The organism is Cellulomonas sp. Y8, from assembly GCF_008033115.1.
GTDB lineage: Bacteria > Actinomycetota > Actinomycetes > Actinomycetales > Cellulomonadaceae > Cellulomonas.
Genome location: NZ_CP041203.1, coordinates 4,040,508 through 4,063,617 on the forward strand (window position 1 = coordinate 4,040,508; position 23,110 = coordinate 4,063,617).

A 23,110-nucleotide genomic window follows, 5' to 3' on the forward strand; every position below is an offset into this window, starting at 1 on the left:
ACCGCGCCCGGCCGGCCGGTGAGGTCGTCACCAGCCGACCGGCCGCCCGCTCAGCCCGCCTGGTCGCCCGCGTAGATCGCCTCGACGTCCGTCGCGAAGTCCTTGAGGACGTGGGTCCGCCGGACGCTCAGCTTCGGCGTCAGGTACCCGCCCGCGATCGTGAGGTCCCGGTCGAGGATGCGGTAACGCCGGATGGACTCCGCCCGGGAGACCGCGCGGTTGGCCCGCTCGACGCCCTCGTCGATCGACGCGAGCACGTCCGGGTGCGCGGCGGCGTCCGCCACGGACAGCTCCGGCAGGCCGTGCGCCGCGCACCAGCCCGGCAGCCCCTCGGCGTCGAGCGTGACGAGCGCCCCGATGAACGGCCGCCCGTCGCCGACCACGACCACCTGGCTGATCAGCGGGTGCGCGCGCAGCCGGTCCTCGAGCACCGCGGGGGCGACGTTCTTGCCGCCCGCGGTCACGATGATCTCCTTCTTGCGCCCGGTGATCCGCAGGTAGCCGTCCTCGTCGAGGGACCCGAGGTCGCCGGTGCGGAACCAGCCGTCGTCGAAGGCCTCGTCCGTCGCGACCGGGTTGCCGTGGTACCGCCCGAACACCTGGTGGCCGCGGACCTCGACCTCGCCGTCGGCGGCGATCCGGACCGCGGTGCCGGGCAGCGGCGGGCCGACGGTGCCGATGCGGGTCTTGCCCGGCATGTTCACCGTGGCGGGGGCGGTGGTCTCGGTCAGGCCGTAGCCCTCGAGCACCCGGACGCCGATGCCCCGGAAGAAGTGCCCGAGCCGCTCGCCGAGCGGGGCGCCGCCGGAGATCGCCCACTCGATCTGCCCGCCCATCGCGGCGCGCAGCTTGTGGAACACCAGCCGGTCGGCGACGACCCGCTGCACCCGCAGTCCGAGGGACGGCCCGCCGGCGTCCAGCGCCTTCGAGTACGCGATCGCGGTGCGCGCGGCCCACTGGAAGATCTTCAGCTTCCCGCCGGCGGCGGCCTTCTGCTCCGCCGAGTTGTAGACCTTCTCGAACACCCGGGGCACCGAGAGGATGAACGTCGGCCGGAACTCGCCCAGGTCCTGCAGCAGCTGCTTGGTGTCCGGCGTGTGCCCGAGGACGGCGCCGGCGGGCATGCAGAGCACCTCGACGAACCGGGCGAACACGTGCGCCAGCGGCATGAACAGCAGCGTCCGGGCGCCGGGGGTCGCCACCACCTCGTGCAGCCCCTCGACGGCGTTGCGGGCGAGCACCGCGAAGTTGCCGTGGGTCAGCTCGACGCCCTTGGGGCGGCCGGTCGTCCCGGAGGTGTAGATGATCGTCGCGAGGTCGTCCCGGCCGGCGTGCCGGCGCAGCCGGTCCACCTCCGAGTCGGGCACCGCGGCGCCCTCGGCGGCCAGGGTGTCCACCGCGCCCCCGTCGATCACGAGCACGTCCTGCAGCAGCGGCGCCTCCGGGCGGACCTCGGCGACCGTGGCGGCGTGCTCCGCGGTCTCGACGACCAGCAGCGTCACCGCGGCGTCGGTGAGGATCCAGTGCACCTGCTCGGCGGACGAGGTCTCGTAGACCGGGACCGGGACGGCGCCGGCGCTCCACAGCGCCCAGTCGAGGACGGTCCACTCGTACCGGGTGCGGGACATGATGCCGACCCGGTCGCCCGGGCGGACGCCGCGCGCGACGAACCCGCGCGCCACGTCGCGCACCCGGCGGTCGAACTGCGCGGCGCTCACCGTGCGCCAGGACGTCGTCCCGGGCGTCTTGTACTCCATCAGCGGGCCGTCGCCGGTCTCGGCCACGCGTGTGGCGAGCAGGTCGAGCAGGTTCTCCCGCGGCCCCGCCTCGATGAGCAGGGGTGTGCTGAACTCCTCCATGGCTGGCTCCGTTGTCAGGCGTCGGAAGGGTGTCAGGAGCATAGGGGACTTTCGTCCCGGTCGCGGCGCCCGACACGTCCCCCGAGCGGGTGGCCGGCGCCGGCGCCGGCCACCCGAACCGCCCGCGCGCTGGGAGCGTGTGCAGAGAAGGCCGCCCAGCACGCTAGCGTGGGGGCGCACGCGCGCAGTGTCGCCGCCGCGGCACCGGTGCAGCGTCCCGGTCCGGCGGTCCTCGCGGGTGCGCCACGCAGAGATCTCACGCGGAAGCAGGGAAGCATGCACGCCATCGGTGTGGACATCGGCGGGACGAAGATCGCCGCCGGTTTGGTCGACGAGGACGGCCGGATCATCGCGAAGACCCGTCGCGACACCGACCCCCGCGACTCCGGGAGCGTGGACCGCGGCGTCATCGAGGCCTGCCAGGAGCTCGCCGAGCAGTACGAGATCGGCGCGATCGGTCTCGCGGCCCCCGGCTTCATCGGCACCGACCAGGCCACCGTGCTGTTCACCCCGAACCTCCCGTGGCGCGAGCACCCGCTGCGCGACATCGTCGCGAAGGAGCTCGGCGACGAGGTCGAGATCGTCGTGGCGAACGACGCCAACGCCGCGGGCTGGGCCGAGTTCCGGTTCGGTGCGGCGCGCGAGGAGCAGGACATGCTGCTGCTCACGATCGGCACCGGTCTCGGCGGCGCCATCGTGGTCAACGGCGAGCTCGTGCTCGGCGCCTGGGGCGTCGCGGCCGAGGTCGGCCACATGCGCGTCGTCCCCGGCGGCCACTACTGCGGCTGCGGCCACGAGGGCTGCTGGGAGCAGTACGCCTCCGGCAGCGCCCTGGTGCGCGACGCGCAGTCCGCGCTCATCACCGAGCCGGCCCGCGGCACCCGGCTGCTCGAGCTCGCCGGCGGCGACGCCGACGCGCTGACCGGCCCGCACGTCACCCAGGCCGCCCAGGAGGGCGACCCGCTGGCGGTCGAGCTGCTGGCCGAGCTCGGCCGGTGGATCGGCGAGGGCTCCGCGTCCGTCGCCGCGCTGCTCGACCCGTCGATCGTCGTCATCGGCGGTGGCGTGAGCGCGGCGGGCGACCTGCTGCTGGCGCCGGCCCGCCGGGGCGTTCCTCGACCAGCTGTCGGCGCGCGGTCACCGCCCGGAGGCGACGTTCGCGCTCGCCTCCATGGGCAACGACGCGGGCATCGTGGGCGCGGCGGACCTCGCGCGCCGCTGAGGCCACCCGCACGTCCGCGACGGGCGCGCCGGAGCCGGGGGAGACCCCGCGTCCGGCGCGCCCGTCGCGCGTCCGGGTGCGTCAGACGACCGCGCCGTCCGAGTCGTCGTGCTCCGTGTCCCGCCGGTGCGGCATCCGCCAGAGCAGGACGACCAGGCCCAGCACGAACGTCACCACCGACGCCTGCATGACGACGGGCGGCGCGTCCCGCCAGAAGACGAGCACGACGAGCCACACCACGGGCATGAGCGCGATCGCCAGCCACGCCATCGTGAGCAGCGGGTCGCCGCCCAGCACCGGGCCCGGGTCCGGGGGCCGGAAGTGCTCGGCCTCGTCGACCCGCCGCTCGGCCTCGTCCATCTGGTCGGTCGCGTCCCAGTCACGGCCGGACAGCGGCGGCGGCGTGCCGGGGTCCGGGGGACCGGCCTCGGCGGGCGGCGCGGGCTCCTCACGCGCGGGACGCACGACGCGCCGGTCGGTCACCCACGGCGCGACGGGGTAGGTTACGGCGGGACCGGACGACGTCCGCGGGTCGTCCTGGCCTGCGGCGGCGGCCGCCGGCGGCGGCTCCGCCGGCCCGGTCGGGTCCGAGTCGCCGCGGAGCTCCGCGACGATGGCGGCCCACTGCTCGTCGGTGACGCGGTCGCCGGACGGGCCGTGCTGCCGGTCGGCGCGCGGGCCGTCGGGCTCGTCGCCGTCGGGCGACGGGTCGGGGCGGTCGGGACGCGGAGCCATGGCAGCACTCTAGAGTCGGCTAGGAGCGCCGGGCACCCGACGGGTGCCCGACGGCCCGCACGACGAGGGCGAGAGGTGGCAGGTTGTTCTACTGGTTCATGAAGCGGGTCCTGGTGGGCCCGCTGCTGCACCTGCTGTTCCGCCCGTGGGTGCGGGGCGCGGAGCACGTGCCGAGCAGCGGCGCCGCGATCCTGGCCAGCAACCACCTGGCGGTCGTCGACTCGTTCTTCCTGCCGCTGGTGCTGGACCGGGAGATCGTGTTCATCGGCAAGAACGAGTACTTCACGGGCCGCGGGCTCAAGGGCCGGCTCACCGCAGGCTTCATGCGCGGCGTCGGCACCATCCCGGTCGACCGCTCCGGCGGCAAGGCCTCCGAGGCGGCGCTGCGCACCGGCCTGAACCGGCTCGCCGAGGGCAAGCTGTTCGGCATCTACCCCGAGGGCACCCGCAGCCCCGACGGCCGCCTCTACCGCGGCAAGACCGGCGTGGCGCGCATGGCCCTGGAGTCGGGCGCCCCGGTCATCCCCGTCGCGATGGTCGACACGGACAAGGCGCAGCCGCTCGGCCAGCGCCTGCCCCGGCCGCGACGCATCGGCATCGTCATCGGCGAGCCGCTCGACTTCAGCCGGTACAAGGGCATGGAGAACGACCGGTTCATCCTGCGCTCGGTGACCGACGAGATCATGTACGCCCTCATGGCCCTGTCGGGCCAGGAGTACGTGGACATCTACGCCGCGACCCAGAAGGCGCGGATCGCCACCGGGCACCCCGCGGCGACCGGCCCGGCGGCCCCCGAGCCGACCGCGCCCGGCGGCCGGGCCGTGCCCGATGTCCAGCCTCCGGTCCCGCCGGAGGAGGAGTCCGCGGCTCAGTAGGATGAGCCGCGTCCGTCGCGCACCGCGCGGCGCGACCCGAGGACCTCGGTCCCGGGTCCGGTCCCGCGGGGTGCCCTTCAGTGGCCCCGGGGCTGGGATGACCCAGCTGTGCTGTTCTATCGAGAGGTGTGTCTCATGTCGGTTCGTCGCGTCGCGCTCCTGACCGCGGGTGGCTTCGCTCCGTGCCTGTCCTCGGCCGTCGGTGGCCTCATCGAGCGCTACACCGAGATCGCCCCCGAGGTCGAGATCATCGCCTACCAGCACGGGTACCACGGGCTCCTGCGCGGCGACAAGATCGTGATCGACGCCGAGGGCCGCGCGCAGGCGCACCTGCTGCACCGGTTCGGCGGCTCGCCGATCGGCAACTCGCGGGTCAAGCTCACCAACGCGGCCGACTGCGTCAAGCGCGGGCTGGTCCAGGAGGGCCAGGACCCGCTGCAGGTCGCGGCCGAGCAGCTCAAGGCCGACGGCGTCGACGTGCTGCACACCATCGGCGGCGACGACACCAACACCACGGCGGCCGACCTCGCGGCGTACCTGGCGGACAACGACTACGGCCTGACCGTCGTCGGCCTGCCGAAGACCATCGACAACGACGTGGTGCCGATCAAGCAGTCGCTCGGCGCGTGGACCGCCGCCGAGGAGGCCGCCGGCTTCGCCGCGAACGTCATCGGCGAGCACCGCTCCGGCCCGCGCATGCTCATCGTGCACGAGGTCATGGGCCGGCACTGCGGGTGGCTGACCGCCGCCGCGGCCGCCGAGTACCGCAAGTGGCTCGACCGCCAGGAGTGGGCCCCGGCCCTCGGCCTGACGCGCGAGCGCTGGGACGTCCACGCCGTGTTCCTGCCCGAGCTGGCGCTCGACATCGACGCCGAGGCCGCGCGCCTCAAGGCGATCATGGACACCCAGGGCAACGTCAACATCTTCCTGTCCGAGGGCGCGGGCATGCACGAGATCGTCGAGCAGCTCGAGGCGTCCGGCGCCGAGGTGCCGCGCGACCCGTTCGGCCACGTCAAGCTCGACACGATCAACCCGGGCCAGTGGTTCGCGAAGCAGTTCGCGGAGAAGCTCGGCGCCGAGAAGGTCATGGTCCAGAAGTCCGGCTACTACTCGCGCGCCGCGGCCGCGAACGCCGAGGACCTGCGCCTCATCAAGTCGATGACCGACCTGGCCGTGGAGTGCGCGCTGCGCAACGAGTCGGGCGTGATCGGCCACGACGAGGAGGACGGCGACCGCCTCAAGGCCATCGCGTTCCCGCGGATCGCCGGCGGCAAGGCGTTCGACGTCTCGCAGCCGTGGTTCGGCGCGATCCTGGAGGGCATCGGGCAGCCCCTGGTGCCCGCGACGGCGCACTGATGAGCGTCGAGGCGGACCCGCGGGTCCTGCAGGGCCTCGAGGCCTGGCGGGACCTGCCCGTGACGCAGCAGCCGGCGTGGCCGGACCGGGACGCGCTCCAGCGCGTGACCGACCGGCTCGCCGGGCTGCCGCCCCTGGTGTTCGCGGGGGAGGCCGACGCGCTGCGCGGCCAGCTCGCGGCCGCCGGGCGCGGCGAGGCGTTCCTGCTGCAGGGCGGCGACTGCGCCGAGACCTTCGCCGAGGCCACCGCGGACAACATCCGCGGCAAGATCATGACGGTCCTGCAGATGGCGGTCGTGCTCACGTACGGCGCCAGCCTGCCCGTCATCAAGATGGGCCGGATGGCCGGGCAGTACGCGAAGCCGCGGTCGTCGGACTCGGAGACCCGCGACGGCGTCACGCTGCCCGCGTTCCGGGGCGACATCATCAACGGCTTCGAGTTCACCCCCGAGGCCCGCACGCCGGACCCCGAGCGGCTGCTCGACGCGTACCACACGTCGGCGTCGACGCTGAACCTCATCCGCGCGTTCACCACCGGGGGCTTCGCGTCCCTGCTGCGGGTGCACGAGTGGAACCGGGGCTTCACCGCCAACCCGGCGTACGCCCGGTACGAGGAGATCGCCGCCGAGATCGACCGGGCCATCCGGTTCATGGCGGCGTGCGGTGCCGACTTCGACGCCCTGCGGACCGTCGACTTCTACGCGAGCCACGAGGGGCTGCTGCTCGACTACGAGCGGCCGCTCACCCGCATCGACTCGCGGACCGGCCTGCCGTACGACTGCTCGGCGCACTTCCTGTGGATCGGGGAGCGCACCCGGCAGCTCGACGGGGCGCACGTCGACTACTTCAGCCGCGTGCACAACCCGATCGGCATCAAGCTCGGCCCGACGTCCACCGCGGACGACGCGCTGCGCCTGATCGACAAGCTCAACCCGAGCGCCGAGGCCGGCCGGATCACGTTCATCACCCGCATGGGCGCCGGCAAGATCCGCGACCTGCTGCCCTCGCTGGTGGAGAAGGTCACGGCCGACGGCCGCCCGGTCACCTGGGTGTGCGACCCGATGCACGGCAACGGCATCACGTCCGCCTCGGGCTACAAGACCCGCCGGTTCTCGGACGTCATGGACGAGGTCGCCGGGTTCTTCGAGGTGCACCGCGCGCTCGGCACCGTGCCGGGCGGCCTGCACATCGAGCTCACCGGGGACGACGTCACCGAGGTGCTCGGCGGCGCCGAGGAGATCGACGACGCCGGGCTGGCGCGCCGGTACGAGACGCTGGTCGACCCGCGGCTCAACCACCAGCAGTCGCTGGAGCTCGCGTTCCAGGTCGTGGAGCTGCTCCGGCGCTCCTGACCCCCGCGCACCACGACGGCCGCCGCCCCTCCGGAGGGGCGGCGGCCGTCGTCGTGCGGGGCGGGCGTCAGGCCGCGCGCTGGTTGAACCGCAGCATGTTGCCCGACGGGTCGCGGAACGCGCAGTCCCGCACGCCGTACGGCTGGTCGATCGGCTCCTGGAGCACCTCGCCGCCCGCCGCGCGGATGTGCTCGAAGGTCGTGTCGACGTCGTCCGTCTGGAAGATGACGCCGCGCAGCAGGCCCTTGGCGAGCAGCTCCGCCATCGCCTGCTTGTCGGCGTCGGACGCGCCCGGGTCCGCCAGCGGCGGCTCGAGCACGATCGTGACGTCCGGCTGGCTCGGCGGGCCGACGCTCAGCCACCGCATCCCCTCGAACCGGACGTCGTTGCGCACCTCGAGGCCCAGGACGTCCCGGTAGAACGCCAGGGCCAGGTCGTGGTCGTGCACGGCGATGAAGCACTGCTGCAGCGTGATGTCCATGGCCGTCACGCTAGAGGGACCGGGTCGCGCGGCGCTTCTCCGTTCCTGACCGGTCGGGTGCGGACCTTCGCGACGCACGCGGGGACCGCCGCGCCGGCGTCGTGCTGCTGCGCGCGGTAGGCGGACGGGCTCATCCCGACGAGCTCGGAGAACCGCGCGCTGAAGGAGCCCAGGGAGGTGCAGCCGACCTCGACGCACACGTCGGTGACGCTGAGGTCGCCGCGCCGGAGCAGGGCCTTGGCCCGCTCGATCCGCCGGGTCATCAGGTAGCCGTAGGGCGTCTCGCCGTACGCGGCGCGGAACGACCGGGAGAAGTGGCCGGCGGACATCAGCGCCTCGCGTGCGAGCGTGGGGACGTCGAGCGGCTGGGCGTAGTCGCGGTCCATCCGGTCCCGGGCGCGGCGCAGCCGGACCAGGTCGTCCAGGGACGGGTTCGGCACGCCGCGCCTCCTCGCTCGCCGCTGCGGGGGTCTAGACGACCGTCAGGGTGATCGTCGTGCCCTTGGCCACCTGCTGCTCGGCCGGGACGCTCTGGTCCCGGACGGTGCCGAACAGGCCGCCGAGCACGTTGCGCCGCTCCGCCTTCAGACCGAGCGCCTCCAGCGCGGCGGCGGCCTCGCCGTACTGCTTGCCGGTCAGGTTCGGCATCGCCACGGTCTCGGGGCCCTTCGACACCTGGAGCGTGACGGTGTCCGTGCGCTTGCCCTGGGCGCCGCCCTCGGGGCTCTGGGAGATGACCCGGCCGGCCTCGACGGTGTCGCTGAACGCCTCCTCGGGGGCGACGACCAGGCCGAGGCCCTGGAGCTGGGCGGTCGCCTCGTCGAGCGTGGCGCCGACGACCGAGACGATCCGGACGGGCTCCGGACCGTCGGACAGGGTGAGCAGCACGGTGGAGCCCCGCCGCAGCGCCTGGCCCGGCTCCACCGGTGTGCCGTCCGCCTCCGTCACGGCGAGCACGGCACCGACGGCGGCGGCGTCGTCCCAGTGGTCGCCCTCCACGTAGTCCGTGTCGAGCCCGGCCGCGGTGAGCAGCGCCTCGGCGTCGGCCTGCAGCTTCCCGACCAGGGTCTCCGCGGGCATCGCCACCAGGTCGACGCCCTTCGACACCGTGAGCGTGACGGTGCCGTCCTTGCGGACCCGCTCGCCGTCCCCCGGATCGGCGGAGACGACGTCGCCGGAGGGCACGGTGTCGTCGAAGGCGCGGACGACGTCGGACGCGAGGTCCGCGGCGTCGAGCGCACCCAGCGCGTCGTCCTCGGCGAGGCCGGAGACCGCCGGCACCGTCGTGTACGCCCCCGGGCCGACGGCCAGGTACCACCAGGTCCCGCCGCCGACCGCGGCGAGCAGCAGCACCGCCGCGACGACCCAGCGCCACGGGCGGCGCCGCCGGGCGGTCGCCGCGGCGGGGGAGCCGGACACGGTCACCGCGCCGATGGGCAGCGCGACCGTGCGACCGGGCGTCTCGATCCGGGTGGTGGCGTCGCCGGGCTCCGCGGGCTCGTCCGCCGGGTCGACGGCGGCGCGCGCGCCGACCGCGGAGGAGCCGGTGTCCTGGTCGGGGTCGGTGGCCTGGGGGAGCGAGACCACGGGCTCGCGGTCCACCCGGCGCGCCAGCGTGGCGTCGTCCAGGGCGGTGCGGGTGCGGCGCAGCAGCGCCAGGGCGGCGCCGGCGTCCGCGGGCCGGTCCTCGGGCTCGCGGGCGGCGAGCGCGGCGACCAGCTCGTCGACCTCGACCGGCAGCCAGGAGGCGTCGGCCGCGTCGGACGGCGCGGGGACGTCGTTGTTGACGTGCTGGAACGCGATCTGGATGGGCGTCTCGCCGGTGAACGGCTGCGCGCCGGTCAGCATCTCGTAGAGCAGGACGCCGGTGGCGTACACGTCGGTGCGGGCGTCGCTCTCGCCGCGGACGACCAGCTCCGGCGACAGGTAGGCGACCGTGCCGAACACCGTGCCGGTGGTCGTCGACGTGACCTCGGTGACCGCCCGGGCCAGCCCGAAGTCGGCGACCTTGATCCGCCCGTCCGTCGCCATCAGCACGTTCTCGGGCTTGACGTCGCGGTGCACGAGGCCCGCGCGGTGCGCGGCGCCCAGGGCGTCGAGGACCTGCTCGGCGACGCCGAGCGCCTCGCCCACGGTCAGCGAGCCGCGCTCCGACAGGTGCCGACGCAGGTTGACGCCGTCGACGTACTCCATCGTGAGGTACGAGGTGTCGCCGTCGAGGCCCTGGTCGTACACGCCGACCAGGCCGGGGTGGGTGAGCCGGGCCGCGGCGCGCGCCTCGCGCCGGAACCGCGCGACGAAGTCGGCGCCCGCCCGGCCCTCGGCCAGGTGGGGGTGCATGACCTTGAGCGCGACGTCGCGGTCCAGGCGCCGGTCGACCGCGAGGTACACCGTCGCCATGCCGCCGCGCGCGATGCGCTGGACGACCTCGTAGCGCCCGTCGACCAGGCGGCCCACGAGCGGATCGGTGACGGTGGCTCCCACGGGCGGCATTCTACGGGCGAGGACGCCCCGGACCCCGGAGGCCCGCGGTCAGTAGCGCGCCATGTGCGTCTGGACGTTCGCGACGTACCGGCGGGTGTCGCTGAACATGCCGTTCCGCTTCACCGAGGACGCCCCCTGGTAGTAGGACGCGACGGCGGTCGACAGGTCGGGCGACGTGCGGACGAGCTGGCGGATGATCGCCACGCCGGCCACGACGTTGTCGTCCGGGTCGAGCAGGTTGAGGTCGCGGCCCACGAGCTGCGAGGCCCACTCGCCGGAGCTCGGGATGACCTGCATCGTGCCGATGGCGTTCGCGGGGGAGACCGAGGTGTGGTTGAAGCCGGACTCCTGGAACGCGATCGCCTGCGCGAGCGCCGGGTCGACGCCCATCGAGCGGGCCGTCGCGGCCACCTTGGCCTGCATCGCGGCCTTGGACGGCACGCCCATGGCGATGAGCGCGGCCTTGTTCGCGTTCGCGGAGGCGACGACGGTCGGGGCGTAGGTGCGGCCGAGGAACGTGTTGCCCACCAGCTGCGCGCCGCCGGTCGCGGCCGGGGCGGCGGCCGCCGCGGCGCCGGACGCGCCGGGGATCGTCAGGGTCTGGCCGACGCGGATGAACGCGCGGGAGTCCAGGCCGTTCGCGGACGTGATCGCCGCGACGGTGGTGCCGTAGCGCTTCGCGATGGCGGAGACGGTCTCGCCGGAGGCGACGGTGTGCCTGCCGCCCGCGGAGGTGGGCGCGGCGGCGGTCGTCGCGGCGGCGCCGGACGCGCCGGGGATCGTCAGGGTCTGGCCGACGCGGATGAACGCGCGGGAGTCCAGCCCGTTCGCGGAGACGACCGCGGCGACGGTGGTGCCGTAGCGCTTCGCGATGGCGGAGACGGTCTCGCCGGAGGCGACGGTGTGCGCGCCGCCGGTCGCGGCCGGGGCGGCGGCGGTCGTCGCGGCGGCACCGGACGCGCCGGGGATCGTCAGGGTCTGGCCGACGCGGATGAACGCGCGGGAGTCCAGGCCGTTCGCGGACGTGATCGCCGCGACGGTGGTGCCGTAGCGCTTCGCGATGGCGGAGACGGTCTCCCCGGAGGCGACGGTGTGCGCGCCGCCCGCGGAGGCGGGCGCGGCGGTGGTGGTGGCCGCGGCGCCGCCGGCGGTCGGGATCGTCAGGCGCTGGCCCTCGCGGATGAAGGCGCTGCCGTTCAGGCCGTTGGCGCTGCGCACCGCCGTCACGCTCGTGCCGTACTTCGCGGCGATGTGGCTGACGGTGTCGCCCGAGCGCACCGTGTACTGCTCGTCGGCGTGCGCGGCGGGGGCCGCGGCGGTGGCCGCGACCGCGGCGATGGCGAGCGCGCCGGTGCTGGTGGCGAGGCGCCGACCGCGGCGGCCCGCGGCGCGGGCCGGGGCGCCGAGGGCGCGCGCGGCCTGGTCCGTGAGGGCGAGGGCGGGCTGCGACATGGTGGGGACCCCTGGTGCTGAGACGGCGTGGTGCGGTGGCGGAACGCGCCGGCGGCGCGTGACTGGTGTGACTCGTGTGACTGGAGTGACCAGTGCGACGGTAGTGCACGTCCTGTGGCGTGGGAAGTCAGGGGCGCCATTTGGTGCAATGACCAGGACATTTCGGACGCATTCCTCACGCCCCCGGGCGAGCGCGCTGCACCACCAGGGTGAACGCGCCGCGGTGCGCGCGCCGGGCCCGCACGTCAGTACGCTGGCCCGCGTGACTGCGCAGACCCCCGATGACCTGGTCGACTCCTGGCTGACCGTGCCGGACGTGGCGGAGGAGCTCGGCGTCGACGCCGGGAAGGTCCGCCGCCTGCTCAAGGAGCGCCGCCTCGCCGGCGTCCGCCGCGGCGACCCGCCCGTGCTGAGCATCCCCGCCGCCTTCCTCGTGCCGGTCGACGCGCGCAACCCCGCCACCGCGCCCGAGGGCTACGCGGAGGAGGCGCCCGAGGCGCGCTCGGCGGTGCTCGCCTCGCTGCAGGGGACGCTGTCGGTGCTCGGGGACGTCGGCATGCCGGACGCCGAGGCGATCGCCTGGCTGTTCACGCCCGACGAGTCGCTGCCGGGGCGGCCGGTGGACGCGCTGCGCGCGGGCCACAAGACCGAGGTGCGCCGCCGGGCGCAGGCGCTGCTCTGACGCCAGCGCCGGCCGCCGGGCTCAGGCCCGGCGGTCGACCGCGGCGTGGCCGAGGGCGACGAGCATCGCCCGGCCGTCCTCGGTGAGCTCCGCCCGGGCGAGCGCGGCGAACCCGCGCGCGCTGAGCTCGGCGATGAGCCCCTCGACCTCGGCCACGGCGCCGCTGGCCTCGATCCGGGCGGCGAGCGACCGGCACGCCTCGTCGTCGAGCGTGCGGTCGCCGAGCCCGGCGTGCAGCGCGTCGGCGAGCCCCGCGTCGCCCGTGGCCAGCGCGCGGGCCATCGCCCTGGCCACCAGCACGGTCCGCTTGCCCTCGCGCAGGTCGTCGCCCGCCGGCTTGCCCGTCGTGGCGGGGTCGCCGAACACGCCGAGCAGGTCGTCCCGGAGCTGGAACGCCTCGCCGAGCGGGAGGCCGTACGCGGCGGTGGCGGCGAGCGCGCCCTCGTCGGCGCCGGCGAGCACGGCGCCGAGCAGCAGCGGGTGCTCCACGCTGTAGCGCGCCGCCTTGGCGACGATGACCTCGCGGGCGCGCTGCTCGTCCGCCGCCGGGTCCTCGCCCCAGGGCAGCACCTCGGCGAGCAGGTCGAGGTACTGCCCGACGGTGACCTCGGTCCGCATCCGCTCGAACACCGCGTGCGCGGCGACGCGCCGGTCCGCCGGCAGGTCCGCCACGGCGCGCGCGAACTCGCGCTCGCTCGCGACGAGGGCGAGGTCGCCGAGCAGGATCGCCGCGGACTCGCCGAACCGGTCGGGGGTCGCCGGACCAGCCCTGCTCGGCGTGCCGGGCGGCGAACAGCCGGTGCGCCGCGGGCTGCCCGCGCCGGGTGTCGGAGTCGTCCATCACGTCGTCGTGGAACAGCGCCGCCGCCTGGAACAGCTCGAGCGCCGCCCCGACGCGGAGCACCACCTCCGCCTCGGGGGAGTCGGGGTCGCCGCCGTGCGCGCGCCACGACCACCAGCAGAACGCCGCCCGCAGCCGCTTGCCGCCGCCGAGCATGTGGCTCAGGCCCTCGGCGAGCGGCGCCGCACCCGCGCCCGACCGGACCAGCTCGGGCAGCAGCGCCTCGACGTGCTCCGTGAGCAGGGCGTCGACCCGGGTGCGGAGGTCCTCGGCGTCGACGAGTGCGGGGGCGGTGCTCACCCGGCGAGCCTAGGGCCTCACAGCCGGACGGTCCCGCCCAGCGTGAGCGTGCGGGACGCCGTCGCGGTCGAGCACGCCGAGCGTCAGCAGCTCCGCGGCGCCGTCGCCGCGGACGAACGTCGACGTCGCCGCCAGGCCGGTGGAGCCGGGGTCGAGCACCGTCTCGGCGAAGCCGGCCGCGACCAGCTGGTCCCGCACCGCCTGGACCAGCTGGTCCGTCGCGAGCGGGCTGCGCAGGTTGAGGCTGATCGTCGTCAGCCCGGTCGCCGCGTCGGTGTCGGCGCTCGAGACCAGGATCTCGCTGCCCTCGGGCGGGGACACCAGGTCCGACGGGAACCCGGCGGCCAGGTCGCCGACCGCGGACCCCGTCGACGTCGGGCTCGGCAGGAGCGACTCCGTGGGCGCCGGTGCCGTAGCGGTCCCGGTCGCGGCGGTGCCGGTCGGCCGGGCGGCGTCGTCGTCGCCGGTGCAGCCCGCCGTGCCGAGCGCCACGAGCGCGAGGAGGACGACGGCGAGGGGGCGGCGGAGCACGGGCGCCACAGTAGCGCCGCCCGGTGAGCGGGTGCCGAGCCCTCCACAGGTACGGAGGTGGTGCGCCGTCCCCAGGGCGGGGCCGGCGGCGCGGCGTGTGCTGCCCGCGGTGCGATCGGGTGGGGCCATGACGACCACGACGCCCCGGCCGGGCTCCCGGCCCGACGACCTTCCCGCCGACGCCCCCGCCGCCGGCCCCTCCGACCCCCGCGCCACGCTCCGGCTCGGGCACCCCCGCGAGCTGCTCGCGCTCGTGCCGTACCTGCTCGGCTTCCCGCCGCGGGCCTCCGCCGTGCTCGTGTCGCTCCGGCCGCCGGGCCGCCGGCTCGGGGTCGTCGTGCGCACCGACCTGGACGACCTCCTGAGACCGGACGGCGCGCTGCTCGCCGACGGGCTCGCGGGCCACCTGCGGGCGGACGGGGCCGCGGAGGTCGTCGTCGTGCTGCACGCGGGGGAGGGCGACCCGCGCGACCCCGACCGCGGCCTGCGGGTGGCCCGCGGCACCCGCGCCGGGCGCGCCGCGGACCTGCTCCGGCGCGCCGTCGCCGACGTCGCGCCCCTCACCGTCTGGTCCGTCGACGACGACCGCTACGTCGGGCTGGACTGCCGGGACCCGGGCTGCTGCCCGGTGGGCGGCCACCCGCTCGCCGACCTGTCGGGCGGGGAGCTCGCGGGTCGGCTGGTCGGCGCGCGCGGAGGGATGGCCGGCTCCCGCGAGGAGCTCGGGCTGGTGCGCCCGGCGGCACCCGGCCCGCGCCGGTCCGCCGCGGCCGCCCGGTCGCGCTGGCTCGACGCCCTGCTGCGCGCCGAGGGGCCGGACGCCGTCCTGCGCTGGCGGCAGCGGTCGCTCGACGCGTGGCGGACCGCGACCGGCACGAGCCAGGACTTCCGGGCGTCGCGCCCGTCCGCCGCCGTTCTCGGGCGGCTCGAGGCCGCGCTGCTCGACCCCGTCGTGCGCGACGCCGTCGTGCTGACCCTCGTCGACCCGGACGACGCCGGGCTGCCGGACGCGGTGCTCCGCACCGGCGTGACGGGCCCGGGCCTCCCGGGCGGCCCGGGGGCCGGGCGAGGACCGGTGGCCCGAGGAGGACGGCGACCGGGTCCCGGGCGCGGAGGGCGGACGGGTCGGGGACGGCGCCGACCGCGGATCCGATCCCGACGCCACCGACGTGTCCGACCGGGTGCGCGCCGCGCTCGACCTGGTGGTCGACCCCGCCCGGGGCCGTGAGCCCCGCGAGGACGTCACGGCGGCGGGACGGACCGTCCTCGAGCAGGTCGTCGCGCACGGGCGCCGCGACCAGCAGGCGCCCGCGCTCACCGTGCTCGCCCTGCTGGCGTGGTGGGACGGGGACGCCGTCCGGGCCTCGGTCCTGGTCGAGCGGGCGCTGGACCAGGACCCCGGTCACCGGCTCGCCGAGCTGCTCGACCGGGCCCTCGGCGCGGGGCTCCCGCCCGGGTGGGTGCGTCGCCGCTGCTGAGCGCCCCGCGGCCGGTCGTGCGCCCCCGACCCCTTCGGGTACGGTCGGACCACGGTCCACGGCCCGCACCCGCGCGACGGCGCTCCGGTGCGCGCCCGAGGACGCACAGCGCACGTGCGAGGAGCACACATGAGCATCGTGGTCGGGTACCTGGCGACCGTCGAGGGGCGTGCCGCCCTCGCCGCGGCGACGGGCGAGGCGGTCCGGCGGTCCGAGCCGCTGGTCGTCGTCGTGAGCGAGCGCGGGGACGAGACCGACGAGCAGCGGGCCGAGCTCGCCACCGCGCTCGACGAGGTCCGCGCGTCGCTCGAGTCGGAGGACGTCCCGCACGACGTCCGCGTCATCACCGGCGGGCGCGACGTCGCGGAGTCGCTCATCGGCACCGCGGAGGAGACCGACGCCACCCTCATCGTCATCGGCCTGCGCCGGCGGAGCCCGGTGGGCAAGCTCATCCTCGGCGCCAACGCCCAGCGCATCCTGCTCGACTCCCCGTGCCCGGTCCTGGCGGTCAAGCCCGACCCGAGCTGACCCGGGTCCGGCCGCGCCCCGGCCCCTCGCTGCCGACACGCCCGGGTGCCCGGGACACGCCGGGACCTGCGACCCGCGCACCTCCGACGCCCGTCACGGGAATCCGTGGCGGGCGTCGTGCGTTGAGCACCTACGACAGGTCATCCGGCCTGCCGGACCGAGGCCTCGCCGCCCGTCCGGGGGCATCCCGAGGTGGGTGCGGGCCGGTACAATATCGAGGTACCCGATGCGCCGAACCGGGTCCCTTGCTGCCGAAAGGTCATTCGTGACGCCCCAGACTCCCACCCCCACACTCCCGCGTGAGTTCGAGCACCCCGCCCTGCAGGACCTCGTGCGCGCCGGGCGCACCAACGGCAGCGTCGACGCCGCTGCGCTGCGTCACGCGTGCGAGGCCGCTCAGGTGGAGGACGCCCGGCGGCTGAAGGCCGTCGTGCGCGGTCTGGCCAACGCCGGCATCACCATCGAGGAGCCGACCGCCGCGCCCGCCCGCGCCGTCGCGGCCACCACCGCCAAGGCGCGCCCGTCGGCCAAGGCCGTCGTCGCGGCCGAGGACGGCGACGAGGCGGCCGAGAAGCCTGCCCGCAAGACGCGCGCCGCCGCCAAGCCGGCCGCCAAGAAGGCGACCGCCGGCAAGGCCGCCACCGCCAAGCCCGTCAAGGCGACGAAGGCCACCAAGGCCAAGTCGGACGAGGACGGCGACGAGGAGGACGTCGAGCTCGAGGACGTCGAGATCGACGACGCCGAGCTCGAGGCCGGCGACGACGCCGAGGAGACCACGGAGGACGGCGAGTCCGAGGAGACCCCCGCCGCCGCCGCCGCCAAGAAGGCCCCCGCGGCCGAGGAGACCACGGACACCGGCTTCGTCGTGTCCGACCGCGACGAGGACGACGCCCCGGCGCAGCAGGTCGTGACCGCGGGCGCCACCGCCGACCCGGTCAAGGACTACCTCAAGCAGATCGGCAAGGTCGCGCTGCTGAACGCCGAGCAGGAGGTCGAGCTCGCCAAGCGCATCGAGGCCGGCCTGTTCGCCGAGGAGCGCCTCGCCGCGATCGGCGACGACCTCGAGCCGAAGGCGCGCCGCGAGCTCCAGTGGATCGCGCAGGACGGCCGCCGCGCCAAGAACCACCTGCTCGAGGCCAACCTCCGCCTGGTCGTCTCGCTCGCCAAGCGCTACACCGGCCGCGGCATGCTGTTCCTGGACCTGATCCAGGAGGGCAACCTCGGTCTGATCCGCGCGGTCGAGAAGTTCGACTACACCAAGGGCTACAAGTTCTCGACGTACGCCACGTGGTGGATCCGCCAGGCGATCACCCGCGCGATGGCCGACCAGGCCCGCACCATCCGCATCCCGGTGCACATGGTGGAGGTCATCAACAAGCTGGCGCGCGTGCAGCGGCAGATGCTCCAGGACCTCGGTCGGGAGCCCACGCCGGAGGAGCTCGCCAAGGAGCTCGACATGACCCCCGAGAAGGTCGTCGAGGTCCAGAAGTACGGCCGCGAGCCCATCTCCCTGCACACCCCGCTCGGCGAGGACGGCGACAGCGAGTTCGGCGACCTCATCGAGGACTCCGAGGCCGTCGTGCCCGCGGACGCGGTGAGCTTCACGCTGCTCCAGGAGCAGCTGCACCAGGTGCTGGACACCCTGTCCGAGCGCGAGGCCGGCGTCGTCTCGATGCGGTTCGGACTCACGGACGGCCAGCCGAAGACGCTGGACGAGATCGGCAAGGTCTACGGCGTGACCCGTGAGCGGATCCGCCAGATCGAGTCGAAGACGATGTCCAAGCTGCGCCACCCGAGCCGCTCCCAGGTGCTGCGCGACTACCTGGACTGATCCGGTTCCACGAGGGGCCCATCCCGCACGGGGTGGGCCCTTCGTCGTACCCGGGGGCGGGCAGGATGTCCGGATCGGGACCTCCGTCCCACTCGGGGCCGTGCGCGCCGGAGGTGGATGGGGGACGAAGGTCACCTCGACGGCGAGGCGACCCAGGCAGGCGGGCGCCGGTGCCCGCCGGAGGAGGTCCCGCGATGAAGGCACTCGTCTACCACGGCCCGGGACGCAAGGAGTGGGAGGACGTGCCCGACGCGCACGTCGTCGACGCGACCGACGTGGTCGTCCAGGTCGACACGACCACGATCTGCGGCACGGACCTGCACATCCTGCTCGGCGACGTCCCCGCGGTCACGCCCGGGCGCGTCCTGGGCCACGAGGCCGTCGGCACCGTGGTCGAGGTCGGTGCGAGCGTCGGGAAGTTCGCGGTGGGGGACCGCGTCGTGGTGCCGGCCATCACGTCGTGCGGCACGTGCCGCTACTGCCGGGTCGGCCGGGCGAGCCACTGCCAGTCGGTCGGCGGGATCGGCTGGGTGCTCGGGCACCTGGTGGACGGCACCCAGGCGGAGCTGGTCCGGGTGCCGTTCGGCGACACGTCGCTGCACCGCGTGCCGGCGGGGCTGTCCGACGAGGAGGTGATCTTCCTGTCGGACATCTTCCCGACCGGCTACGAGATGGGCGTGCGCAACGGCGCGGTCTCGCCCGGCGACGCGGTGGTCTGCATCGGCGCCGGCCCGGTCGGGCTCGCGGCCATGGCGACCGCGCACCTGCACGGCGCCCGCCGGGTGGTCGCGGTCGACCTCGACCCGTTCCGGCTCGACCGGGCCGTGCAGGACTTCGGGGCGACGCACGCCGTGAACTCGGGCGCCGCAGGCTGGCAGGACGAGGTCCGGGCGCTCTGCGGCGGTCGCGGCGCGGACGTCGTGATGGAGGCCGTCGGCCTCCCGCAGACGCTGGAGGCCGCGTTCGACCTCGTGGTCCCGTACGGCCACGTCGCCAACATCGGCGTGCACGGGCACCCGGTCACGCTGCCGATCGACCGGCTGTGGATCGAGAACATCACGATCACGATGGGTCTGGTCGACGGCGTCACGGCGCCGATGCTGCTCGACCTCGTGGCGGAGGGCTCCCTCGACATCCGCCCGATGGGGACGCACACGTTCGCGCTCGACCGGATGCACGAGGCGTACGAGGTGTTCGGCGCCGCAGGGCAGCACGACGCGCTCAAGGTCGTCCTGCGGCGGTGACCGCACGCGGAAGGGGCCCGTCCGGCTGCAGCCGGACGGGCCCCTTCCTTCGTGTCGTCGCGGCGTGCGGCACCGGTCCGCGGTGCGCCGCCCGTCTGGTGGCGCGGCTCAGCGAGCGGCGCCGGCCCCGGCTCCGTGCTCGGCGAGCAGCTTGTCCGTCTCGTCCTGCACGTGGGTGGCGACCTGCGAGTACTTCGGCGCGTGCTCGCGCGCGTGGTGCGCGCAGAACAGGAGCTCGCCCACGGGCAGCTGCACGCGGACGTAGGCCTGAGCGCCGCAGCGGTCGCAGCGGTCGGCTGCGGTCAGCGGGTTCGTGGTCTCGATCGTCTCCGTCACGTTGACATACAACCATCCCGGGCCGGGATCCTTCCCGTCGAGGGCGGGTGGTTCGCTCACCGCGTACGCCGGATCACCCGACGTCATCGACCTGTCACGCGACCGACACCGGATCGTGACCGCGCGCGCACGGCGTCCTGAGGAACGGCGTCCGGGTGCGGCATGGTGCCGCGGATGTGTCGGCCCGAGCGATTACCCTCGGGACTCGTGTCGACCGCTTCCGCCGAGTCCAGCTACACCGCCCGTCACCTCTCCGTGCTGGAGGGGCTCGAGGCGGTCCGCAAGCGCCCGGGCATGTACATCGGCTCCACCGACTCCCGGGGCCTCATGCACTGCCTCTGGGAGATCATCGACAACTCGGTCGACGAGGCCCTGGCCGGCCACGGCGACCGCATCGACATCGTGCTGCACGCCGACTCGTCGGTGGAGGTCCGCGACAGCGGCCGCGGCATCCCGGTCGACGTCGAGCCCAAGACCGGCCTGACCGGCGTCGAGGTCGTGCTGACCAAGCTGCACGCGGGCGGCAAGTTCGGCGGCGGCTCGTACGGCGCGTCCGGCGGCCTGCACGGCGTCGGCGCCTCGGTGGTCAACGCGCTGTCCGAGCGCCTCGACGTCGAGGTGGACCGCGGCGGCAAGACGCACCGCATGACGTTCCACCGCGGCGAGCCGGGCGTGTTCGACGACGCGGCGGGCCGCAGCCCCGAGTCGCCGTTCGAGCCGTTCGTCGCCCGCTCGCAGCTCGACGTCGTCGGCAAGGTCGCGAAGGGCCGCACCGGCACCCGCATCCGGTACTGGGCCGACCGGAACATCTTCCCGACGTCCGCGGTGTTCTCGTACGACGAGCTCGTGACCCGCGCCCGGCAGACCAGCTTCCTGGTGCCGGGTCTGACCATCACCGTGCGCGACGAGCGCGGCCTCGCCGGCACCCCCGGCGCCGAGGGCCCGCACGAGGAGGTGTTCCGGCACGACGGCGGCACGGTCGACTTCGCCGACTTCCTCGCGCCGGACGCGCCGGTCACCGACACCTGGCAGCTGACCGGCTCGGGGACGTTCTCGGAGACGGTGCCGGTGCTCGACGCCCGCGGGCACATGACCCCGCAGGAGGTGCAGCGCGACTGCGAGGTCGACGTGGCGCTCCGCTGGGGCACGGGCTACGAGACCGAGGTCCGCACCTTCGTCAACATCATCGCGACGCCCAAGGGCGGCTCGCACCTGGCGGGCTTCGAGACCGCGGTGCTCCGCACGATCCGCAAGCAGGTGGAGGCCAACGCCCGCCGGCTGAAGATCTCCGCGAAGGACGGCGGGGAGAAGATCGAGAAGGACGACGTGCTCGCCGGCCTCACCGCCGTCGTGACCGTCCGGCTGGCCGAGCCGCAGTTCGAGGGCCAGACCAAGGAGGTGCTGGGCACCGCCCCGGTCCGGAACATCGTCGCGAAGGTCGTCGACACCGAGCTCGCCGCGCTGATGACGTCGGCCAGGCGCGAGCACAAGGCCCAGTCGGCCGCGCTGCTCGACAAGGTCGTGGGGGAGATGCGCGCGCGCGTGTCGGCGCGCAAGCAGAAGGAGATCTCCCGCCGGAAGACCGCGCTGGAGTCCTCGTCCCTGCCCGCGAAGCTCGCGGACTGCCGCAGCGACGACGTGTCGCGCAGCGAGCTGTTCATCGTCGAGGGCGACAGCGCGCTCGGCACCGCCAAGCTCGCGCGGTCGTCGGACTTCCAGGCGCTGCTGCCCATCCGCGGCAAGATCCTCAACGTCCAGAAGGCGTCGATCTCGGACATGCTGCGCAACGCCGAGTGCGCCGCGATCATCCAGGTGATCGGCGCCGGCTCCGGCCGCACGTTCGACCTGGACGCCGCGCGGTACGGGAAGATCGTGCTGATGACCGACGCCGACGTCGACGGCGCGCACATCCGCACGCTGCTGCTCACGCTGTTCTTCCGGTACATGCGCCCGCTGGTCGAGGCGGGCCGGGTGTACGCCGCGGTCCCGCCGCTGCACCGCATCGAGGTGATCGGCGCCGGCAGTCGGAAGAACGAGTACGTCTACACGTACTCCGAGGCCGAGCTGGCCGCGACGCTGAAGAAGCTGGACAAGGCCGGCAAGCGCTACAAGGAGGACATCCAGCGCTACAAGGGTCTCGGCGAGATGGACGCCGACCAGCTGTCGGAGACGACGATGGACCCGCGGCACCGCACGCTGCGCCGGGTGACCCTGCCCGCCGCCGAGTCGGCTGACGCGCTGGTCCGCAGCGCGGAGGAGACGTTCGAGCTCCTCATGGGCTCGGACGTCGCGCCGCGCAAGGACTTCATCGTCGCCGGCGCGTCGACGCTGGACGCCTCGCAGATCGACGCCTGACCCGCGGGCTCCCGGGGGCGTCGGGCGCCCGTGACCAGCGCCCCGGTGCCGCCGGCGGCGTTTTCGCGTGACAGGGCGGGCGACCGTCGGGCACCGTGTCCCGCATGCCCGAGACGACTGAGACGCCCGCCGTCCCGCCGCTCGCGGTGCGCGCGGCCGCGCCCGCGACGCTCCCCGAGCCCGACCCCGCCGCCACCGGCCTGACCTGGCGACCGCTCACGCGCGACGACGTCCCGGTGCTGGCCGCGCTGGTCGCCCGGATCGAGGCGGCCGACGCCCAGCCGTTCCGCACCAGCGAGACCGAGGTCGGCGAAGGCTTCGACGGCGACTGGAAGGACCCGGCGCGGGACTCGCGCGTCGGGCTCGACGCGGGCGGCGTCCCGCGCGCCTGGATCACCCTCGACGCCCCGCCCGGGGACGTCCGGGTCATCCGCGTGTGGGTGTTCGGCGGCGTGGACCCGGAGTGGCGCGGCCGCGGCATCGGGCGCGCGATCCTGGCCTGGGCGACCGCGCGGGCGCGGCAGAAGCTCGTCGAGTCCGGCAAGGACGCGCCCGGGCGCATCGCGGCGTTCCTGGAGGACCACCGCGCCGAGGCGCTCGCGCTGCACGCCGCGGCCGGCTACGCGCCGATCCGGTACTTCACCGACATGCGCCGGGACCTGTCCCGCCCGCTGCCGGAGCCGCGCCCGCTCGACGGCGTGCGTGTCGTGCCGTGGTCGGCCGACCTCGACGACGCCGTGCGGCTGGCGCACAACGAGGCGTTCGCCGACCACTGGGGGAGCGAGCCCCGGACGGCGGAGCACTGGCAGCAGGGCCGCGCGATGTTCGCCCCGCAGTGGAGCCACGTGGCCCTCGACGAGGCGACCGGCGAGGTCGCGGGCTACACGATGTCCGGCCGGTACGAGCACGACTGGGAGATCGCGGGGTTCACGTCGGGCTACACCGAGCTGCTCGGCGTGCGGCGCGCGTGGCGCGGACGCGGCCTCGCGCCGGCGCTGCTGACCGCCGCCATGGCGTCGTTCCGGGCGGACGGCATGCAGTACGCCGAGCTCGACGTCGACACCGAGAACCCGTCGGGCGCGCACGGCCTGTACGCCAGCCTCGGCTACGAGGTGACGCACGGCGCGATCATGTACACGATCGAGGTCTGACGGAACGGCCCCGTCGC

At 74.8% G+C, this 23,110-nt stretch carries 21 protein-coding genes and 1 pseudogene; 12 read left to right on the forward strand and 10 right to left on the reverse strand.

Annotated features, from left to right (window positions below; genetic code table 11):
* Window positions 1–50: 50 nt before the first annotated feature.
* Window positions 51–1,859, reverse strand: a complete 1,809-nt coding sequence (locus FKM96_RS18315) for a long-chain fatty acid--CoA ligase (protein WP_147796457.1) — start codon at window positions 1,857–1,859, stop codon at window positions 51–53.
* Between the two features lie 276 nt (window positions 1,860–2,135).
* On the opposite strand from FKM96_RS18315, the gene FKM96_RS18320 reads away from it, so the two are divergent.
* On the forward strand, window positions 2,136–3,272 hold the full coding sequence (locus tag FKM96_RS18320; RefSeq protein ID WP_147796458.1) for an ROK family protein: 1,137 nt from the start codon (window positions 2,136–2,138) through the stop codon (window positions 3,270–3,272).
* On the opposite strand, the gene FKM96_RS18325 is transcribed toward FKM96_RS18320, so the two are convergent.
* The gene (locus FKM96_RS18325; protein WP_147796459.1) at window positions 3,163–3,816 is read right to left on the reverse strand and encodes a hypothetical protein; all 654 of its coding nucleotides are present in this window, start codon (window positions 3,814–3,816) and stop codon (window positions 3,163–3,165) included. The genes FKM96_RS18320 and FKM96_RS18325 overlap by 110 nt on opposite strands.
* A gap of 83 nt (window positions 3,817–3,899) precedes the next feature.
* Here FKM96_RS18325 and FKM96_RS18330 point away from each other — a divergent pair, with 83 nt between their 5' ends.
* The 3 genes from FKM96_RS18330 to FKM96_RS18340 all read left to right on the forward strand — a co-directional run bounded on the left by FKM96_RS18330 (window position 3,900) and on the right by FKM96_RS18340 (window position 7,399).
* Complete coding sequence (locus FKM96_RS18330) at window positions 3,900–4,691, forward strand: 1-acyl-sn-glycerol-3-phosphate acyltransferase (RefSeq protein WP_240934046.1); 792 nt, start codon at window positions 3,900–3,902, stop codon at window positions 4,689–4,691.
* Between the two features lie 135 nt (window positions 4,692–4,826).
* Window positions 4,827–6,047 (forward strand): pyrophosphate--fructose-6-phosphate 1-phosphotransferase, encoded by a 1,221-nt coding sequence (locus FKM96_RS18335; RefSeq protein WP_147796460.1) that lies wholly within the window; start codon window positions 4,827–4,829, stop codon window positions 6,045–6,047.
* A complete protein-coding gene (locus FKM96_RS18340) occupies window positions 6,047–7,399 on the forward strand; it encodes a class II 3-deoxy-7-phosphoheptulonate synthase (protein ID WP_147796461.1) in 1,353 nt (450 codons plus the stop codon). The genes FKM96_RS18335 and FKM96_RS18340 overlap by 1 nt, the downstream gene beginning before the upstream one ends.
* Window positions 7,400–7,466: 67 nt before the next feature.
* Here the strand turns inward: FKM96_RS18340 and FKM96_RS18345 are convergent, their stop codons facing one another.
* The 4 genes from FKM96_RS18345 to FKM96_RS18360 all read right to left on the reverse strand — a co-directional run bounded on the left by FKM96_RS18345 (window position 7,467) and on the right by FKM96_RS18360 (window position 11,816).
* The gene (locus tag FKM96_RS18345; protein WP_147796462.1) at window positions 7,467–7,880 is read right to left on the reverse strand and encodes a VOC family protein; all 414 of its coding nucleotides are present in this window, start codon (window positions 7,878–7,880) and stop codon (window positions 7,467–7,469) included.
* A 5-nt stretch (window positions 7,881–7,885) separates the two neighbouring features.
* The gene (locus tag FKM96_RS18350) at window positions 7,886–8,266 is read right to left on the reverse strand and encodes a helix-turn-helix transcriptional regulator (RefSeq protein ID WP_147797221.1); all 381 of its coding nucleotides are present in this window, start codon (window positions 8,264–8,266) and stop codon (window positions 7,886–7,888) included.
* Between the two features lie 85 nt (window positions 8,267–8,351).
* Complete coding sequence (gene pknB, locus FKM96_RS18355) at window positions 8,352–10,364, reverse strand: Stk1 family PASTA domain-containing Ser/Thr kinase (protein ID WP_147796463.1); 2,013 nt, start codon at window positions 10,362–10,364, stop codon at window positions 8,352–8,354.
* A 48-nt stretch (window positions 10,365–10,412) separates the two neighbouring features.
* Window positions 10,413–11,816 carry a lytic transglycosylase domain-containing protein gene (locus FKM96_RS18360; protein ID WP_147796464.1) on the reverse strand — a complete coding sequence of 468 codons (1,404 nt, stop codon included), beginning with the start codon at window positions 11,814–11,816 and terminating at the stop codon, window positions 10,413–10,415.
* Window positions 11,817–12,078: 262 nt separating this feature from the next.
* On the opposite strand from FKM96_RS18360, the gene FKM96_RS18365 reads away from it, so the two are divergent.
* Window positions 12,079–12,498 (forward strand): Rv2175c family DNA-binding protein, encoded by a 420-nt coding sequence (locus FKM96_RS18365; RefSeq protein ID WP_147796465.1) that lies wholly within the window; start codon window positions 12,079–12,081, stop codon window positions 12,496–12,498.
* Between the two features lie 21 nt (window positions 12,499–12,519).
* On the opposite strand, the gene FKM96_RS22345 is transcribed toward FKM96_RS18365, so the two are convergent.
* The 3 genes and pseudogenes from FKM96_RS22345 to FKM96_RS18375 all read right to left on the reverse strand — a co-directional run bounded on the left by FKM96_RS22345 (window position 12,520) and on the right by FKM96_RS18375 (window position 14,170).
* On the reverse strand, window positions 12,520–13,170 hold the full coding sequence (locus tag FKM96_RS22345; RefSeq protein WP_371300450.1) for a polyprenyl synthetase family protein: 651 nt from the start codon (window positions 13,168–13,170) through the stop codon (window positions 12,520–12,522).
* 169 nt (window positions 13,171–13,339) lie between these two features.
* Window positions 13,340–13,495: pseudogene (locus FKM96_RS22350) on the reverse strand (polyprenyl synthetase family protein); the annotation flags it as partial.
* Between the two features lie 153 nt (window positions 13,496–13,648).
* Window positions 13,649–14,170: a hypothetical protein gene (locus FKM96_RS18375; protein ID WP_147796466.1), complete on the reverse strand. Its 522-nt coding sequence runs from the start codon at window positions 14,168–14,170 to the stop codon at window positions 13,649–13,651.
* A gap of 127 nt (window positions 14,171–14,297) precedes the next feature.
* On the opposite strand from FKM96_RS18375, the gene FKM96_RS18380 reads away from it, so the two are divergent.
* The 5 genes from FKM96_RS18380 (at window position 14,298) to FKM96_RS18400 (ending at window position 19,251) form a co-directional block, all read left to right on the forward strand.
* A complete protein-coding gene (locus FKM96_RS18380) occupies window positions 14,298–15,398 on the forward strand; it encodes a DUF4192 family protein (protein WP_147796467.1) in 1,101 nt (366 codons plus the stop codon).
* Window positions 15,340–15,648 carry a DUF4192 family protein gene (locus FKM96_RS18385; protein ID WP_147796468.1) on the forward strand — a complete coding sequence of 103 codons (309 nt, stop codon included), beginning with the start codon at window positions 15,340–15,342 and terminating at the stop codon, window positions 15,646–15,648. The genes FKM96_RS18380 and FKM96_RS18385 overlap by 59 nt, the downstream gene beginning before the upstream one ends.
* Before the next feature lie 129 nt (window positions 15,649–15,777).
* A complete protein-coding gene (locus FKM96_RS18390) occupies window positions 15,778–16,176 on the forward strand; it encodes a universal stress protein (protein WP_147796469.1) in 399 nt (132 codons plus the stop codon).
* A 226-nt stretch (window positions 16,177–16,402) separates the two neighbouring features.
* Complete coding sequence (locus FKM96_RS18395) at window positions 16,403–18,007, forward strand: RNA polymerase sigma factor (protein WP_147796470.1); 1,605 nt, start codon at window positions 16,403–16,405, stop codon at window positions 18,005–18,007.
* Between the two features lie 194 nt (window positions 18,008–18,201).
* Window positions 18,202–19,251 (forward strand): zinc-binding dehydrogenase, encoded by a 1,050-nt coding sequence (locus FKM96_RS18400; RefSeq protein WP_147796471.1) that lies wholly within the window; start codon window positions 18,202–18,204, stop codon window positions 19,249–19,251.
* A gap of 108 nt (window positions 19,252–19,359) precedes the next feature.
* Here the strand turns inward: FKM96_RS18400 and FKM96_RS18405 are convergent, their stop codons facing one another.
* Window positions 19,360–19,599, reverse strand: coding sequence for a hypothetical protein (locus FKM96_RS18405; protein ID WP_147796472.1), 240 nt, complete (start codon window positions 19,597–19,599; stop codon window positions 19,360–19,362).
* A 162-nt stretch (window positions 19,600–19,761) separates the two neighbouring features.
* Here FKM96_RS18405 and FKM96_RS18410 point away from each other — a divergent pair, with 162 nt between their 5' ends.
* Window positions 19,762–21,942, forward strand: coding sequence for a DNA topoisomerase IV subunit B (locus tag FKM96_RS18410; protein WP_147796473.1), 2,181 nt, complete (start codon window positions 19,762–19,764; stop codon window positions 21,940–21,942).
* Window positions 21,943–22,046: 104 nt separating this feature from the next.
* The gene (locus FKM96_RS18415) at window positions 22,047–23,093 is read left to right on the forward strand and encodes a GNAT family N-acetyltransferase (protein WP_147796474.1); all 1,047 of its coding nucleotides are present in this window, start codon (window positions 22,047–22,049) and stop codon (window positions 23,091–23,093) included.
* Window positions 23,094–23,110: the final 17 nt, after the last annotated feature.

Bases quoted from the DNA above. Each gene is read 5' to 3' on its own strand.
- FKM96_RS18340 (WP_147796461.1), top strand. From the start codon at position 6,047: ATGAGCGTCGAGGCGGACCCGCGGGTCCTGCAGGGCCTCGAGGCCTGG.
- FKM96_RS18335 (WP_147796460.1), top strand. From the start codon at position 4,827: ATGTCGGTTCGTCGCGTCGCGCTCCTGACCGCGGGTGGCTTCGCTCCG.
- FKM96_RS18390 (WP_147796469.1), top strand. From the start codon at position 15,778: ATGAGCATCGTGGTCGGGTACCTGGCGACCGTCGAGGGGCGTGCCGCC.
- FKM96_RS18380 (WP_147796467.1), top strand. From the start codon at position 14,298: ATGACGACCACGACGCCCCGGCCGGGCTCCCGGCCCGACGACCTTCCC.
- FKM96_RS18400 (WP_147796471.1), top strand. From the start codon at position 18,202: ATGAAGGCACTCGTCTACCACGGCCCGGGACGCAAGGAGTGGGAGGAC.
- FKM96_RS18320 (WP_147796458.1), top strand. From the start codon at position 2,136: ATGCACGCCATCGGTGTGGACATCGGCGGGACGAAGATCGCCGCCGGT.
- FKM96_RS18315 (WP_147796457.1), bottom strand. From the start codon at position 1,859: ATGGAGGAGTTCAGCACACCCCTGCTCATCGAGGCGGGGCCGCGGGAG.
- FKM96_RS18360 (WP_147796464.1), bottom strand. From the start codon at position 11,816: ATGTCGCAGCCCGCCCTCGCCCTCACGGACCAGGCCGCGCGCGCCCTC.
- FKM96_RS18345 (WP_147796462.1), bottom strand. From the start codon at position 7,880: ATGGACATCACGCTGCAGCAGTGCTTCATCGCCGTGCACGACCACGAC.
- FKM96_RS18350 (WP_147797221.1), bottom strand. From the start codon at position 8,266: ATGGACCGCGACTACGCCCAGCCGCTCGACGTCCCCACGCTCGCACGC.
- FKM96_RS18410 (WP_147796473.1), top strand. From the start codon at position 19,762: ATGTGTCGGCCCGAGCGATTACCCTCGGGACTCGTGTCGACCGCTTCC.
- FKM96_RS18325 (WP_147796459.1), bottom strand. From the start codon at position 3,816: ATGGCTCCGCGTCCCGACCGCCCCGACCCGTCGCCCGACGGCGACGAG.
- FKM96_RS18395 (WP_147796470.1), top strand. From the start codon at position 16,403: ATGCGCCGAACCGGGTCCCTTGCTGCCGAAAGGTCATTCGTGACGCCC.
- FKM96_RS18415 (WP_147796474.1), top strand. From the start codon at position 22,047: ATGCCCGAGACGACTGAGACGCCCGCCGTCCCGCCGCTCGCGGTGCGC.